16 protein-coding genes, 1 pseudogene and 2 other annotated features are annotated in these 15,462 nt (G+C 47.5%); all 17 genes and pseudogenes read left to right on the plus strand.

What is annotated here, in order from left to right:
• The first annotated feature begins 15 nt into the window (after positions 1–15).
• The 17 genes and pseudogenes from ispD (at position 16) to rpoB (ending at position 15,408) form a co-directional block, all read left to right on the plus strand.
• On the plus strand, positions 16–708 hold the full coding sequence (ispD, locus tag B0X71_RS00455; RefSeq protein WP_077587616.1) for a 2-C-methyl-D-erythritol 4-phosphate cytidylyltransferase: 693 nt from the start codon (positions 16–18) through the stop codon (positions 706–708).
• Complete coding sequence (ispF, locus tag B0X71_RS00460) at positions 708–1,190, plus strand: 2-C-methyl-D-erythritol 2,4-cyclodiphosphate synthase (protein ID WP_077587617.1); 483 nt, start codon at positions 708–710, stop codon at positions 1,188–1,190. The genes ispD and ispF overlap by 1 nt, the downstream gene beginning before the upstream one ends.
• 61 nt (positions 1,191–1,251) lie before the next feature.
• On the plus strand, positions 1,252–2,712 hold the full coding sequence (gene gltX, locus B0X71_RS00465; RefSeq protein WP_232336746.1) for a glutamate--tRNA ligase: 1,461 nt from the start codon (positions 1,252–1,254) through the stop codon (positions 2,710–2,712).
• A 41-nt stretch (positions 2,713–2,753) separates the two neighbouring features.
• Positions 2,754–2,975, plus strand: a binding site (T-box leader).
• Between the two features lie 48 nt (positions 2,976–3,023).
• Complete coding sequence (gene cysE, locus B0X71_RS00470) at positions 3,024–3,659, plus strand: serine O-acetyltransferase (RefSeq protein ID WP_077587619.1); 636 nt, start codon at positions 3,024–3,026, stop codon at positions 3,657–3,659.
• A 25-nt stretch (positions 3,660–3,684) separates the two neighbouring features.
• Positions 3,685–5,085 (plus strand): cysteine--tRNA ligase, encoded by a 1,401-nt coding sequence (gene cysS, locus B0X71_RS00475; protein ID WP_077587620.1) that lies wholly within the window; start codon positions 3,685–3,687, stop codon positions 5,083–5,085.
• Positions 5,086–5,089: 4 nt separating this feature from the next.
• A complete protein-coding gene (locus tag B0X71_RS00480; RefSeq protein WP_077587621.1) occupies positions 5,090–5,506 on the plus strand; it encodes a Mini-ribonuclease 3 in 417 nt (138 codons plus the stop codon).
• Complete coding sequence (gene rlmB / locus B0X71_RS00485) at positions 5,506–6,261, plus strand: 23S rRNA (guanosine(2251)-2'-O)-methyltransferase RlmB (protein WP_077590843.1); 756 nt, start codon at positions 5,506–5,508, stop codon at positions 6,259–6,261. The genes B0X71_RS00480 and rlmB overlap by 1 nt, the downstream gene beginning before the upstream one ends.
• Positions 6,262–6,264: 3 nt before the next feature.
• Positions 6,265–6,771, plus strand: coding sequence for an NYN domain-containing protein (locus B0X71_RS00490; RefSeq protein ID WP_077587622.1), 507 nt, complete (start codon positions 6,265–6,267; stop codon positions 6,769–6,771).
• Positions 6,772–6,843: 72 nt separating this feature from the next.
• On the plus strand, positions 6,844–7,491 hold the full coding sequence (gene sigH, locus B0X71_RS00495; RefSeq protein ID WP_077587623.1) for an RNA polymerase sporulation sigma factor SigH: 648 nt from the start codon (positions 6,844–6,846) through the stop codon (positions 7,489–7,491).
• Positions 7,492–7,633: 142 nt separating this feature from the next.
• A complete protein-coding gene (secE, locus tag B0X71_RS00500; protein WP_077587624.1) occupies positions 7,634–7,819 on the plus strand; it encodes a preprotein translocase subunit SecE in 186 nt (61 codons plus the stop codon).
• 104 nt (positions 7,820–7,923) lie between these two features.
• A complete protein-coding gene (gene nusG, locus B0X71_RS00505; protein WP_077587625.1) occupies positions 7,924–8,457 on the plus strand; it encodes a transcription termination/antitermination protein NusG in 534 nt (177 codons plus the stop codon).
• 141 nt (positions 8,458–8,598) lie between these two features.
• Positions 8,599–9,024, plus strand: coding sequence for a 50S ribosomal protein L11 (gene rplK / locus B0X71_RS00510; protein ID WP_156889762.1), 426 nt, complete (start codon positions 8,599–8,601; stop codon positions 9,022–9,024).
• Positions 9,025–9,129: 105 nt separating this feature from the next.
• Positions 9,130–9,831, plus strand: coding sequence for a 50S ribosomal protein L1 (gene rplA, locus B0X71_RS00515; protein WP_077587627.1), 702 nt, complete (start codon positions 9,130–9,132; stop codon positions 9,829–9,831).
• Positions 9,832–9,872: 41 nt separating this feature from the next.
• Positions 9,873–10,015 (plus strand) — a sequence feature (ribosomal protein L10 leader region).
• Between the two features lie 30 nt (positions 10,016–10,045).
• Complete coding sequence (gene rplJ, locus B0X71_RS00520; protein WP_077587628.1) at positions 10,046–10,549, plus strand: 50S ribosomal protein L10; 504 nt, start codon at positions 10,046–10,048, stop codon at positions 10,547–10,549.
• 56 nt (positions 10,550–10,605) lie between these two features.
• Positions 10,606–10,968: a 50S ribosomal protein L7/L12 gene (gene rplL, locus B0X71_RS00525; protein WP_077587629.1), complete on the plus strand. Its 363-nt coding sequence runs from the start codon at positions 10,606–10,608 to the stop codon at positions 10,966–10,968.
• 75 nt (positions 10,969–11,043) lie between these two features.
• Positions 11,044–11,646, plus strand: coding sequence for a class I SAM-dependent methyltransferase (locus tag B0X71_RS00530; RefSeq protein ID WP_077587630.1), 603 nt, complete (start codon positions 11,044–11,046; stop codon positions 11,644–11,646).
• A gap of 211 nt (positions 11,647–11,857) precedes the next feature.
• Positions 11,858–15,408: pseudogene (gene rpoB / locus B0X71_RS00535) on the plus strand (DNA-directed RNA polymerase subunit beta).
• Positions 15,409–15,462: the final 54 nt, after the last annotated feature.

Raw genomic sequence — 15,462 nt, forward strand, 5'->3', positions numbered from 1 at the left:
AAAGGTGTACGGTGCATGATGTATACAGCCATACTGCCGGCAGCAGGCAGCGGAACACGAATGAAAGCTAATAAAAACAAGCTGCTCCTGGAATTGGGCGGTAAGCCCGTATTTATTCATACACTGGAAGTGTTTGAAGCGGATCCTGCCTGCAGATCCATTTGGCTTGCTGTTAAGCCTGAAGAGCAGCGCATAATGGAAGAGGAGATTAAGCGCTTTGGACTGAAAAAAGTCTATGGTCTTACAGGCGGCGGCAAGGAACGGCAGGATAGTGTGCGTGCTTGCCTGGAAGCTATTCCGGCATGTGAAGTAGTGCTCGTTCATGATGCAGCGCGCCCTTTTATCAGACAAGGCACCATCAGACGGCTTGCAGAAACAGCTGCACAAGAAGGAGCGGCTATCGCTGCAGTCAAAGTGAAAGATACAATCAAGAAAGCGGAAAATGGTTTGGTCTCTGAAACAGTGGACCGGGATAGCTTGTGGATGATTCAGACACCACAGGCTTTCCGGTATTCACTGCTGCTCGAAGCAACCCGCTCTGCCAATGAAGACGGATTTTTGGGGACGGATGAATCCATGCTGACTGAGCGGCTTGGCTATCCGGTGCGGATTGTTGAAAGCAGTTATGAAAACATTAAAATCACAACGCCGGATGATTTAATCTACGGGAAAGCCATTCTTGAACAACGGCGGCAGGAGGAATACTGATGATTCGGATTGGACAGGGTTACGATGTGCATCAGCTGACGGAGGGCCGGCCCTTTATTTTAGGAGGAATTGAAATTCCTCATAATAAGGGACTGCTCGGCCATTCGGATGCGGATGTGCTATTACATACGATTACAGATGCAGCAGTAGGTGCGATTGGAGGAGGGGATATAGGGAAGCATTTTCCCGATACAGACCCGGCATTCAAAGATGCAGACTCCAGAAAACTACTCAAACACATATGGGGCATTGTAAAGGAACAGGGCTTTGTACTCGGCAATGTGGATTGTACAGTAATCGCACAAGCACCAAAGCTTGCTCCTTATATTGAAGAAATGCGCAACTCAGTTGCAGAGTTGCTGGAAGCGGATAAATCCCAGGTGAATATTAAAGCAACGACTTCCGAGCACCTTGGGTTTACCGGACGCGGGGAGGGGATTGCTGCGCTCGCGGTCATTCTTCTTGTGAAGCAAGGCGTTTGAAGCAAACAAGGCACGTGGTAAAATAGCAAAGAGATACAGGCGATTACAGGAGGCAATGATGATGACAAAACAAGTACGTGTGCGCTATGCACCCAGCCCGACAGGCCATTTGCATATCGGCGGGGCAAGGACAGCACTTTTCAATTACTTATTTGCAAGACATAACAACGGGAAGTTTATTGTCCGAATTGAAGATACAGACACCGGACGCAATATTGAGACCGGCGAATTGTCTCAGCTTGATAACCTGAAATGGCTGGGCATTGAATATGATGAATCTGTCGATATTGGTGGGGACTACGGACCTTATCGTCAGATGGAGCGGCTCGATACGTATACAAAGTATGCCCAGGAAATGTTGGGGAAAGGCTTAGCCTATAAATGTTTCCATACACCTGAAGAGCTGGAAGCAGAGCGGGAAGCACAGCGAGAAGCCGGAAAAGCGCCGATGTATGGCGGCTCATGTCGTCACCTGACAGCGGATGAAGTGGCTGAAAAAGAAGCGGAGGGCATGCCGTATACACTTCGCATGAAAGTGCCGGATAATGTCACGTATACGTTTGATGATCTCGTTCGTGGGCCAATCAGCTTTGAATCGAAAGATATCGGCGATTGGGTAATCGTAAAAGCAAATGGCATCCCGACATATAATTTCGCTGTTACAGTGGATGATCATTTGATGGAAATCTCCCACGTATTCCGGGGAGAAGAACATTTATCAAACACACCGAAGCAGATGATGGTGTTTGATGCATTTGGTTGGGACCACCCGAGATATGGCCATATGACATTGATCATCAACGAGAATCGTAAAAAGCTGTCAAAACGGGATGAATCGATTCTGCAGTTCATTTCACAGTACCGGGAACTTGGTTACATCCCGGAAGCCTTGTTTAATTTCTTTGCACTTCTAGGCTGGTCGCCGGAAGGGGAAGAAGAAGTATTTTCGAAAGAAGAATTAATCGAATTGTTCAGTGTGGAACGGCTGTCCAAGTCACCATCCATGTTTGATAAGCAGAAACTGATGTGGATGAATAATCAGTATATGAAGCAGCTGCCGCTTGAAAAAGTGGTGGAATTGGCACTTCCGCATTTGCAGAAAGCGGACCGTCTGCCTGAAACACTCACGGCAGAACAGCGCGAGTGGGCTGAAAAACTGATCGCACTGTATCATGATCAGTTAAGTTACGGAGCAGAGATTGTTGAATTATCCGGTCTGTTCTTTACGGATGAATTGGCATTCAATGCAGCTGCACAGGAAGTGCTTGATGGTGAGCAGGTACCGGAAGTGATGCAGTCATTTAAAGAGCAGCTGGAAGCACTGGAGACATTTGAACCGTCGGATGTGAAAGGTGCCATTAAAGCGGTACAGAAAGAGACCGGTCATAAAGGCAAGAACTTATTCATGCCGATTCGGGTTGCAGCGACTGGACAGATGCATGGGCCGGATTTGCCGGCAGCTATTGCGCTGCTCGGTAAAGAGAAGGCGATATCCCGCATCTCTGCACTGCTGCCCCGCTAAGTTGACTTCTAAAACGGAACGTGTACAATGAGGATACAATCAGTAAAACGCTGACGGGAAGAAGTATGTGCATTAAGCTCCAAAGAGAGGATCATCACTGGCTGAAAGTGATCCGGGCCTCTGATGTGCAGAATTGCATCCCTGAGTGCTGAGTCGAAGTTAAGTAGACCAGACGCATAGCCTGCGTTACAGGCATCTTGAGCGGGAAAGGGAAACATAGCCTTTCCAATTCAGAGTGGAACCGCGCAATCAGCGTCTCTGTCACATGTTGACAGGGACGTTTTTTATTTTACAGGAAAGGGGCAAAAGCAATGTGGGCACGGCTGAAGGAAGATGTGGAAGTAGTGTTTGAACAGGATCCGGCAGCGCGCACGATTCTCGAAGTGGTACTGACCTATTCCGGTCTTCATGCTATTTGGGCTTACCGGCTTGCACATATCTTCTTCAAAAAAGAGATGTATTTCATTGCACGTGTCATTTCGCAGCTAAGCCGTTTTTTCACCGGCATTGAGATTCATCCCGGCGCACAAATCGGCCGGCGGTTCTTTATTGATCACGGGATGGGTGTAGTGATCGGTGAGACGTGTGAAATCGGCGATAACGTAACACTATTCCAGGGAGTAACACTTGGCGGGACCGGAAAAGAAAAAGGGAAACGCCATCCGACTCTTGAGGATAATGTACTTGTGGCGTCAGGTGCAAAAGTGCTCGGCTCGATTGTGATCGGTGAAAACTCGAAAATCGGCGCCGGTTCTGTTGTGCTGAAGAACGTACCTGAAAATTCAACGGTCGTCGGCATTCCGGGAAGAGTTGTGATCCAGAACGGAGTAAAAGTCAAAAAGGACTTAAATCATCAGAATCTGCCTGATCCGGTGGAAGATAGATGCAATTTGCTTGAAAAGCAGATCCATGACCTGCAGCGGGAAATTGCAGCATTAAAAAGATGAATTTATTTAAAGAAGGAGATCGACCATGACTATACAGATTTTCAATTCACTGACCCGGCAGAAAGAGCCGTTCATCCCGCTTGAAGAGGGGAAAGTTAAAATGTATGTTTGTGGACCGACTGTCTACAATTACATCCATATCGGCAACGCCCGGCCGGCAATTGTCTATGATACAGTGCGCCGCTACTTGGCATGCCGGGGCTATGACGTAACGTATATCTCCAACTTCACAGATGTGGACGATAAATTGATCCGCGTAGCGCAAGAATTGGGTGAGGAAGTGCCCCAAATCGCCGAACGATTTATCAATGCGTATTTTGAGGATACAGGAGCACTCGGATGCCTTGAAGCGGATGTACACCCCCGAGTCACTGACCATATGGATGAAATTATCGAATTTATCGGTGTGTTAATCGACAAAGGATACGCCTACGAATCCGGCGGTGATGTCTATTACCGTACGAGAAAGTTTGAAGGATACGGGAAACTATCTCATCAGTCGATTGATGAATTGAAAGTTGGGGCGCGGGTTGAAACCGGCGATAAGAAAGAAGATGCGCTGGATTTTGTTCTATGGAAAGCGGCGAAACCTGGCGAAATCAACTGGGATAGCCCGTGGGGAGCAGGCCGGCCCGGCTGGCATATTGAATGCTCGGTCATGGCGCGTGTTCATCTTGGTGATACAATCGATATCCATGCAGGAGGGCAGGATTTGACATTTCCGCATCATGAGAATGAAATTGCCCAATCGGAAGCGCTGACGGAGCAAACTTTCGCCCGCTATTGGATGCATAATGGCTATATTAATATCGATAATGAAAAAATGTCAAAGTCCCTTGGCAATTTTGTGTTGGTTCACGACATACTCAAACAACTCGATCCAAAAATTCTACGGTTTTTCATGCTATCAGTGCATTACCGCCATCCTATTAATTTCTCACAAGAACTGGTGGATGATGCCGCTGCAGCATTAGAGCGGATTGAGACAGCTTACTTTAATCTGCAGTACCGGCTCGGTGTATCGGCGGATACAGGGAATACAAACAGAGAGTGGCAGGATGGTATTGAGAAGGTGAAAGCGGATTACCTCGAAGCCATGGACGATGATTTTAATACAGCAAAAGCAATTTCAAGCTTGTTTGATCTGGCGCGTCTGGCAAATACGTACTTGAAAGAAGAACAGACGGCTCAAGAAGTACTGGAAATTTTCATCCGTACTTTTGAAGAACTGGCAGATGTCCTTGGCCTATCCTTCATACAGGAAGAAGAGTTGCTGGATTCGGACATTGAGGCACTTCTCGAAGAACGCGTGGATGCACGCAAGAACCGTAATTTCCAGCGGGCGGATGAGATCCGTGATCTGCTGAAGGAAAAAAATATTATATTGGAAGATACAGCGCAAGGCACGCGCTGGAAGCGGGGATGAAGCTGTGAATGAATTACGAAAACGGGACGTTGATCAGCTGAATGCATTGGCACTTGCCTATATGGGTGACGCAGTGTATGAGCAGGCAGTACGTGAACACCTGCTCCGGTCAGGCGGCATCCGGCCTAATGCCCTGCACCGGGAAGCGACGGCGTTCGTTTCAGCGAAATCGCAGGCTGCCGTATTGAAACGACTGGTGGATGAGGGCTTTTTGACAGAGCCGGAGCTGGCTGTCATGCGGCGGGGCCGCAATGCAAAATCAGGTACTGTTCCCAAAAATACGGATGTTCAGACATATAATTTCAGTACGGCGTATGAAGCGGTTATCGGATGGTTGTACCTGAAGGAAGAGCATGAGCGTCTGCAGGTTATACTGACAGAAGCAATCCGTGTTGCAGAAGAGAGAAGAGGGGTGAAATGATGAGTGAAGCAGGAGCACCATCTGAGATTATTGCCGGCAAAAATCCGGTGCTGGAAGCCCTTCGCTCCAGCCGGGAAATGAATAAGATCTGGATCGCAGAAGGTGTGCAGAAAAAGGGACTTACAGAACTTTTGAAACTGGCGAAAGAACAAGGGATTGTCGTACAGACTGTCCCAAAGAAAAAATTGGATGCACTGACGGACGAAACGCATCAAGGTATAGCTGCCTCTGTTGCAGCTTATAGTTATGCAGCATTGGAGGATTTATTCAGTGCTGCAGAGGCGAAGGGGGAGTATCCGTTCTTTCTCATACTGGACGAACTCGAAGATCCACATAACCTCGGCTCGATTCTCCGGACATCAGATGCAGCCGGTGTGCATGGTGTTATTATTCCGAAACGGCGGTCGGTGAATTTAACAGCGACCGTTGCAAAATCATCAACTGGTGCTATTGAACATGTGCCGGTTGTGCGTGTCGGCAATCTGGCGCAGACTGTTGATGAATTAAAATCCCGCGGTGTCTGGATTGCTGGCACTGATGCAAAAGGAGCGGCAGATTACCGCAGGATGGATGCAGGAATCCCACTGGCAATTATCATTGGCAGTGAAGGGAAGGGAATGAGCCGTTTGCTGCGTGATAAATGTGATTTCCTTTATAAACTGCCGATGACCGGCCATGTCACTTCTTTGAATGCTTCAGTGGCAGCCAGCCTTTTGATTTATGAAGTCTACCGGAAGCGTCACCCGCTGGAGTAAGCGATGGATATCCTGCTGGTGGACGGCTATAACATCATCGGTGCCTGGACTGAATTGCAGAAGCTGAAAAATGACCGGCTGGCAGATGCACGGGACCGGCTGCTTGATCGGATGGCAGAGTACAGAAGCTATAAGGGCTGGCGGGTCATTGTAGTGTTTGACGCACATCTGGTGCCGGGCATCGAAAGTAAAAACAGGAAGCATAACGTGGAAGTGATTTACACCCGGGAAAATGAGACGGCGGACGAGCGTATTGAGAAGCTGGCGTCTGCGCTGAACAACCGACGGGATCAGATTTACGTAGCAACCTCCGACTGGACAGAACAGCGGGTCATCTTTGCACAGGGGGCTCTCCGGATTTCTGCCCGGGAACTCGAAATCGAAATGAATGAAATCGACCAGCTGATTTCCAAACGAGTGAAAGAGATCCAGGAAGGTAAAACCGTTTCAAAAATTCAACTTTCAGAAGAAATTGCTGAAATTTTTGAAAAATGGCGCCGGGGAAACTGATGAGCAGTTGACGCTCAATTTTTCTATCCTGTATACTAGTGCAAAGAGCTCGCTCAACCGGGGGGAAAGCCTGTGGGAAATCAGGAACAAGTTCAGCAGCGGATATTGGCGGATCTGACAGATGAGGAACTTGTCAGCCTGGTTCATAACGGGGATACAGAAGCATTGGATTTTCTTATTACAAAATTTAGAACGATCGTCCGCATGAAAGCCCGCTCTTATTTTTTGATCGGAGCAGATCGTGAGGATATTATCCAAGAGGGCATGATTGGCCTGTATAAAGGAATTCGGGATTACCGAGAGGATAAGCTATCTTCGTTCCGGGCTTTTGCGGAATTGTGTATCGTGCGGCAGATCATTACCGCGATTAAGACGGCGACACGGCAAAAGCATATTCCGCTGAATTCTTATATTTCACTGGATAAGCCGATTTATGATGAAGAATCAGACCGGACACTGCTGGATGTGCTGGCTGGCGGTGTGTTGGATGATCCCGAAGAACTGATTATTAACCGGGAAGAGTTTTCCTACCTGGAAGGGAAAATGGAGGAAGTGCTAAGCGGTCTTGAAAGGGAAGTATTGTCACTTTACCTCGAAGGAGAAACCTATCAGGAAATTTCCGAGAAACTGAACCGACATGTAAAATCCATTGATAATGCCCTTCAGCGCGTTAAACGGAAGCTCGAGCGGCACCTGCAGATGGATGCAAGTACACCTTGAGCAGCAGTTGACAGTCAACTGTCAAGGTGTTAGTCTGTTGAAAGGTCCATACTGGCTGATAAAAGGAAATGATGGAAAATCGTCTGCAGCTGTTTTTACACAGTAGCCGAGCGGTTTTGAAGTTCGGAGGTTTAGTACAGAAATGAGTAATATTGGCGGTTTCTTTAGTAACGTAGTTTCGGAAATGAGAAAAGTAAGCTGGCCAAAACGGAAGGAACTTACACGCTATACCGTGATCGTTCTGACGACAGTAATCTTCATGGCCGTCTTCTTTGCAATTGTGGACACAGGTATCTCATCACTGTTCCGCTGGTTCTTGAGCATCTGATGACCGGCATTATGAATAACGCGTAAAAAATAGTCCGTCATGCTAAACCATACGGGCTTTTTCATTTGGCAAAAAGGAGGGATGGACGTAAAGTCCTAACACCGATGGAGAAAAATTGGTATGTGGTTCATACGTATTCCGGTTACGAGAACAAGGTGAAAGCAAATTTAGAAAAGCGTGTCGAAACAATGGGCATGCAGGATAAGATCTTCCGGGTGATTGTGCCGGAAGAGCAGGAAACTGATTTTAAAAATGGCAAAAAACGAACAGTTATGCGAAAAACATTTCCTGGATATGTGCTTGTCGAGCTGGTGATGACAGATGATTCCTGGTATGTTGTCCGAAACACACCTGGTGTGACCGGTTTTATCGGTTCATCGGGAGGCGGCGCAAAACCGACTCCGCTGCTTGACGAAGAAGTTGACTTCATTCTCCGGCAGATGGGCATGAAAGAAAAGAAAGTCGAAGCGGATTATGTGATTGGCGAATCGGTAGAAGTCATTGAAGGCCCGTTCGAAAATTTCCAGGGTAAAGTTGAGGAACTGGACGAATCGAAAGGGAAAGTGAAAGTTTCAATCGATATGTTCGGCCGTGAGACGAAAATGGAACTCGATTTCGGTCAAGTTAAAAAAGTGTAGTTTTAACTTGCTATTTTGTTCGGCAAGTGATACTATTCATAAGTCAGACTGCTGAATTGCCATTGGCAAGAAGAGCAGACGGATATTTGAGTGGGAGGGGCAACCCAATGACCACATCACGAACTTAAGGAGGTGTGTTTCGTGGCTAAAAAAGTTATTAAAGTTGTGAAACTGCAAATCCCTGCAGCGAAAGCGAACCCAGCACCGCCAGTAGGTCCAGCACTTGGACAAGCCGGTGTGAACATTATGGGATTCTGTAAGGAGTTCAATGCGCGTACTGCTGAGCAGGCAGGCTTGATCATCCCTGTAGAGATTACAGTATTTGAAGACCGTTCATTTACTTTCATCACAAAAACTCCGCCAGCTGCAGTTCTTTTGAAAAAAGCAGCGGGGATTGAATCCGGTTCAGGCGAACCGAACCGTAATAAAGTAGCGACTGTGAAACGCGACAAAGTTCGTGAAATCGCAGAAACAAAAATGCCGGACCTGAATGCGGCTTCTGTTGAAGCGGCTATGCAGATGGTTGAAGGTACTGCCCGCAGCATGGGTATCGTGATCGAAGATTAATCAGCCAGGCACGGATTTCTGAAGGGTTGTGCGATTCCCCGGAATTGCGCAGCCCTTACTCGTGGGAGGTTCATTCCGCTATACCACAACAAGGAGGACATTAAAATGGCTAAAACAAGCAAACGGCAGCAGGAAGCTGCGAAATTGGTTGACCGCACACAGCTGTACAACGTGCAGGAAGCGGTGGCTCTTGCTAAGCAGGCAAGCACGGTAAACTTTGACGCAACAGTTGAAGTGGCATTCCGTCTTGGAATCGATACGCGTAAAAACGATCAGCAGATTCGTGGCGCAGTTGTACTTCCGAACGGAACAGGTAAAACACAGCGCGTTCTCGTATTCGCTAAAGGCGATAAAGTGAAAGAGGCTGAAGCAGCAGGCGCTGATTATGTAGGCGATGCAGATTACATCCAGAAAATCCAGCAAGGCTGGTTTGACTTTGATGTAATCGTAGCAACTCCTGATATGATGGGCGAAGTTGGTAAAATCGGACGGGTCCTCGGACCAAAAGGTCTGATGCCAAACCCGAAAACTGGCACAGTTACGTTTGATGTAACAAAAGCTGTCCAGGAAATCAAAGCTGGTAAAGTGGAATACCGTGCTGAAAAGAACGGAATTATTCACGCGCCGATCGGGAAAGTATCATTTGACGACAACAAACTGGTTGAAAACTTCAACGCAGTTTTTGATACCCTTCAAAAAGCAAAACCATCAGCGGCAAAAGGCGTCTACATGAAGTCTGTCCATGTGACAACAACAATGGGCCCTTCCGTTAAAGTTGATGCAAACAGCGTGAACGTCAAAGGCTAAGCTTGACGAATGGATTTAGCTCTGCTACAATAGCAAAGTTGAACAATCACATATTTGTACCGCAGACAGCAGGGGCCTTCAGTGCTTAATCATCCTGCCGAGGTCATGATCATTTCAGGTTATCCTTTAAATGAGACTGATTTATGCCTCCGCGTCTGTGACCGGAGGCTTTTCTTATAGCGGTATAAGTAAAAAATCTACAGGAGGTGCCAGAATGAGCGTTAAAGCTATCGAAACAAAAAAGGTCAAAGTTCAAGAAATCGCAGAAAAATTCGCAGCTGCCGCTTCAGTTGTTGTCGTAGACTATCGCGGTCTTGATGTTTCTGAAGTAACAGAACTCCGCAAACAGCTCCGCGATGCAGGCGTAGAGTTCAAAGTGTATAAAAACACGATGACTCGCCGTGCAACTGAAGCGCAGGGTTATGAAGCGATCAATGAATTCCTGACTGGACCGAATGCGATTGCGTTCTCAAACGAGGATGTTGTTGCACCGGCAAAAATCATCAACAACTTCGCGAAAACTCACGAAGCGCTTGAAATCAAAACAGGTATCATCGAAGGCAACGTGGCAACTGTTGCTGACGTACAGGCACTGGCAGAACTGCCATCCCGCGAAGGCCTGCTTTCTATGGTTCTCAGCGTACTGCAAGCACCGATCCGCAACTTCGCTCTTGCGACAAAAGCGGTTTCAGAACAAAAAGAAGAGCAAGGCGCTTAATCAGCTGATCAACTGATCGGCCAAAAAATACTAATCATAACAGGAGGAACTACAAAATGAACAATCAGCAAATCCTTGATGCAATCAAAGAAATGACAGTTCTTGAACTTAACGACCTCGTAAAAGCAATCGAAGAAGAATTCGGTGTAACTGCTGCTGCACCTGTAGCTGCGGCTGCTGGCGGCGGAGCTGCTGTTGAAGAAGAGCAGACTGAATTTGATGTGGTTCTGGCAAGTGCAGGCGACCAGAAAATCAAAGTCATCAAAGTCGTTCGTGAAATCACAGGTCTTGGCCTGAAAGAAGCAAAAGCACTTGTTGACGAAGCTCCTAAAGCAATCAAAGAAGGCGCTACTAAAGAAGAAGCTGAAGAAGCAAAAGCGAAGCTTGAAGAAGTTGGCGCTAACGTAGAAGTTAAGTAATTCACAGAAAATGAATTAGGAAAAAGCTCGTCATCAGCGACGGGCTTTTTTTCTTCATTACTGGGAGGACTCCTGATGTCACAGCACTACTATTCCAAAAACCCTCAAACGCAGAGCAGCCCTCAAGAATGGATATACCAGCTGCGCGGCCAATCATTTCGATTCCATACAGACTCCGGTGTGTTCAGCCGGCAGGAAGTGGATTTCGGTTCCCGGCTGCTGATAGAAACGTTCGAACTTCCGGAAACAGACGGACCAATCGCTGATATTGGAGCCGGATATGGTCCGATCGGTTTGGCGGCAGCAAAGAGCTTTCCTGACAGAGAAGTGCACTTGGTCGATGTCAATACACGAGCGCTGGAACTCGCCGGCAAAAATGCGGCAGCCAATGGAATTGAAAATATCCGGGTTTACGAAAGCGATGCGCTCCAGGCAGTTGGAACTGCAGAATTTGCAGCAATCCTCACCAATCCGCCGATCCGGGCAGGAAAAGATACTGTATTCCGATTCTATGAAGAAGCATATGCGCATCTAGCTCCAGGTGGTGAGCTTTGGGTTGTCATTCAGAAAAAACAAGGTGCCCCGTCAACTGAAAAGAAGCTCGATGCTTTGTTCGGCAACGTCCGGATTGCTGCAAAGGAAAAAGGCTATTTTATCTTCTGTTCCATAAAAAATTGACTTGACAAATTTGCTGTGGTATTATAACTAAATGCATAAAACTTTATTTTGAAGTTGTTTGCCCTTTTTCGATTTCAGGCAAACAGAGCTTATACGCACATGGTAACCGAAAATGAGTGATTTCAGACTCGTTTTCTTTTTGTCTGCCGGCAATCCGCACAGCTGTGCGGAACTGACAGACACATAAATGCTTTATTGAGGGGTGAATGAGTTGGCAGGTCAACTAGTTCAGTACGGGCAACATCGTCAGCGCAGAAGTTTTTCGAGAATCAATGAAGTTCTCGAGCTTCCAAATCTCATTGAAATCCAGACATCGTCTTATGAATGGTTCTTGGACGAAGGATTGCGGGAAATGTTTCGGGATATTTCTCCCATTGAAGACTTCACCGGCAATCTCTCGCTGGAGTTTGTTGATTACAGCCTCGGCGAACCGAAGTATTCAGTCGATGAATCAAAACAGCGCGATGTGACGTTTGCAGCGCCGCTCCGAGTAAAGGTGCGGCTGCATAATAAAGAGACAGATGAAGTGAAGGAACAAGACGTCTTTATGGGGGATTTCCCTCTAATGACTGAAACCGGCACCTTTGTCATTAACGGGGCAGAACGTGTCATCGTTTCACAGCTCGTTCGGTCTCCAAGCGTCTATTATCATGATAAAACTGACAAAAACGGCAAGCGGGGCTTTGGAGCAACGGTTATTCCGAACCGGGGTGCATGGCTGGAGTATGAAACAGACGCGAAAGACGTCGTCTATGTCAGAATTGACCGCACACGGAAATTACCGGTCACTGTTTTGATGCGTGCACTCGGATTCGGGTCTGATCAGGAAATCATCGATCTGATCGGCGACAATGAATACTTGCAGAATACCCTCGAAAAAGATAATACAGACAGCACTGAAAAAGCGTTGCTGGAAATTTATGAGCGTCTTCGTCCTGGAGAGCCGCCGACAGTTGAAAGTGCAAAGAGTCTTCTGTACTCGCGGTTCTTTGATCCAAAGCGTTATGACTTGGCGAATGTCGGCCGTTACAAGATGAATAAAAAGCTCCACATCAAGAACCGGCTGTTCAATCAGACAGTGGCAGAAACGCTTGCAGACCCTGAAACGGGCGAAATCCTGGTTGAAGCAGGCACGGTAATTGACCGGAGAACGCTTGATCGGCTCATTCCGAACTTGGAAAATGGTATTGGTTTCCGTACAATTTCCAACGCAAGCGGCGTTTTGGAAGAGGATATTGTCATCCAGTCCATTAAAATCTATGCGCCGAATGATGAATCACAGAAAGAAATTAATGTGATCAGCAATGCATTCATCGAAGACAAAATTAAACATATTACACCATCCGATATTGTTTCATCCATCAGTTACTTCTTTAATTTACTTTATGGTGTCGGCAATACGGACGACATCGATCACCTTGGGAACCGTCGTCTTCGCTCAGTGGGTGAACTGCTGCAGAACCAGTTCCGGATCGGGCTTTCCCGAATGGAGCGGGTTGTACGTGAACGCATGTCTATCAATGACACACAGACGATCGTGCCGCAGCAGCTGATTAACATCCGTCCGGTTATTGCATCCATTAAAGAATTTTTCGGAAGCTCGCAGCTTTCCCAGTTCATGGATCAGACAAATCCGTTGGCAGAACTGACTCATAAACGCCGTCTTTCTGCACTTGGACCAGGTGGTTTGACCCGTGAACGTGCCGGTTTTGAAGTGCGGGATGTTCACTATTCTCACTATGGCCGCATGTGTCCGATCGAAACACCGGAAGGCCCGAACATCGGATTGATCAACTCACTTTCCTCTTTTGCGAAGGTGAATAAATTCGGATTCATTGAAACGCCTTACCGGCATGTAGATCCCGAAACGGGAAAAGTTACGCTGCAGATCGATTACCTGACTGCAGATGAAGAAGACAATTACGTGGTGGCACAGGCAAATGCGCCGCTTACTGAAGAAGGGTTTTTCCAGAACGAGGAAGTTGTCGCCCGTTTCCGGGGGAGAATACCACGTTTAAACGAGAACGTATTGATTACATGGATGTTTCACCGAAGCAGGTTGTATCCGCTGCGACGGCATGTATTCCGTTCCTCGAAAACGATGACTCTAACCGTGCTCTTATGGGTGCGAACATGCAGCGGCAGGCTGTTCCGCTTCTGAACCCTGAAGCACCGTTTGTCGGTACAGGGATGGAACACGTAAACGCCCGTGATTCAGGGGCAGCTGTTATTGCGAAACATGACGGCATCGTTGAGCACGTTGAAGCAAAAGAAATCCGGGTAAGACGGATTGAAGAAGTGGGCGGAACCGAAGTAAAAGGGGACCTCACGACATATAAACTGCAGAAATTCATCCGTTCTAATCAAGGTACAAGTTATAACCAGCGTCCGAACGTAAAAGTCGGCGACCGCGTCGCGAAGCGTGATATCCTGGCGGATGGCCCATCAATGGAGAAAGGCGAAATGGCCCTTGGCCGTAACGTCCTTGTCGGCTTCATGACATGGGAAGGGTTCAACTATGAAGATGCAGTTATCATGAGTGAACGCCTTGTAAAAGATGACGTCTACACATCTGTCCATATCGAAGAGTATGAGTCAGACGCCCGGGATACAAAACTCGGACCTGAAGAAATCACACGCGATATTCCGAATGTTGGTGAAGATGCACTCCGCAACCTTGATGATCGCGGCATCATCCGCATCGGTGCAGAAGTGAAAGATGGCGATATCCTCGTCGGAAAAGTTACACCTAAAGGGGTAACGGAACTGACGGCGGAAGAACGGCTTCTCCATGCAATCTTTGGTGAAAAAGCGCGTGAAGTCCGTGATACGTCATTGCGTGTGCCACACGGTGCAGGCGGAATCGTATTGGATGTTAAGATCTTTAACAGGGAAGACGGAGATGAATTACCGCCAGGTGTGAACCAACTGGTACGTGCATACATCGTGCAGAAGCGAAAAATTTCTGTCGGTGATAAAATGGCCGGCCGTCACGGGAACAAAGGGGTTATCTCCCGGATTCTTCCGGAAGAAGACATGCCGTTCCTGCCGGATGGCACACCGATTGATATCATGCTTAATCCGCTCGGCGTACCATCCCGTATGAATATCGGGCAGGTACTGGAACTGCATTTGGGCATGGCTGCCCGTTCACTTGGGTTGCACATGGCATCCGCCGTATTTGATGGAGCGAATGAAGCTGATGTATGGGAAACAATGGAGGAAGCCGGTATGCCGCGTGACGGGAAAACAGTCTTATACGATGGCCGTTCCGGTGAACCGTTTGATAACCGGGTCTCTGTCGGTGTCATGTATATGATTAAACTTGCTCACATGGTTGACGACAAGCTCCATGCGCGTTCAACAGGTCCTTATTCACTCGTTACTCAGCAGCCACTTGGCGGTAAAGCTCAGTTCGGCGGACAGCGTTTCGGTGAGATGGAGGTTTGGGCACTTGAAGCTTACGGCGCCGCCTATACGCTTCAGGAAATCCTGACAGTGAAATCAGATGACGTGGTTGGACGGGTAAAGACGTATGAGGCGATTGTAAAAGGTGACAGTGTCCCTGAGCCAAGCGTACCGGAATCCTTTAAAGTTCTGATTAAAGAACTGCAGAGCTTAGGCATGGACGTGAAAATGCTGACGGCTAATGATGAAGAAATTGAACTCCGTGACCTGGATGATGAAGAAGATCTCCAGCCCGCTGATTCCTTGAATATCATGCCCTCAGCAGAAGAAGAACCAGCAGGATTGATTGACTGATAGTGGAAGACGGACTGCTCCGGCAGTTCTCTTCCTATCTGTTTTTTTGCAAGA

It is taken from the genome of Planococcus lenghuensis, from assembly GCF_001999905.1.
Taxonomy (GTDB): Bacteria; Bacillota; Bacilli; order Bacillales_A; family Planococcaceae; genus Indiicoccus; species Indiicoccus lenghuensis.

Coding starts and splice junctions, on each gene's coding strand:
- ispD (WP_077587616.1), top strand. CDS start 16: ATGATGTATACAGCCATACTGCCGGCAGCAGGCAGCGGAACACGAATG.
- ispF (WP_077587617.1), top strand. CDS start 708: ATGATTCGGATTGGACAGGGTTACGATGTGCATCAGCTGACGGAGGGC.
- gltX (WP_232336746.1), top strand. CDS start 1,252: ATGACAAAACAAGTACGTGTGCGCTATGCACCCAGCCCGACAGGCCAT.
- cysE (WP_077587619.1), top strand. CDS start 3,024: ATGTGGGCACGGCTGAAGGAAGATGTGGAAGTAGTGTTTGAACAGGAT.
- cysS (WP_077587620.1), top strand. CDS start 3,685: ATGACTATACAGATTTTCAATTCACTGACCCGGCAGAAAGAGCCGTTC.
- rlmB (WP_077590843.1), top strand. CDS start 5,506: ATGAGTGAAGCAGGAGCACCATCTGAGATTATTGCCGGCAAAAATCCG.
- B0X71_RS00490 (WP_077587622.1), top strand. CDS start 6,265: ATGGATATCCTGCTGGTGGACGGCTATAACATCATCGGTGCCTGGACT.
- secE (WP_077587624.1), top strand. CDS start 7,634: ATGAGTAATATTGGCGGTTTCTTTAGTAACGTAGTTTCGGAAATGAGA.
- nusG (WP_077587625.1), top strand. CDS start 7,924: ATGGAGAAAAATTGGTATGTGGTTCATACGTATTCCGGTTACGAGAAC.
- rplA (WP_077587627.1), top strand. CDS start 9,130: ATGGCTAAAACAAGCAAACGGCAGCAGGAAGCTGCGAAATTGGTTGAC.
- rplJ (WP_077587628.1), top strand. CDS start 10,046: ATGAGCGTTAAAGCTATCGAAACAAAAAAGGTCAAAGTTCAAGAAATC.
- rplL (WP_077587629.1), top strand. CDS start 10,606: ATGAACAATCAGCAAATCCTTGATGCAATCAAAGAAATGACAGTTCTT.
- B0X71_RS00530 (WP_077587630.1), top strand. CDS start 11,044: ATGTCACAGCACTACTATTCCAAAAACCCTCAAACGCAGAGCAGCCCT.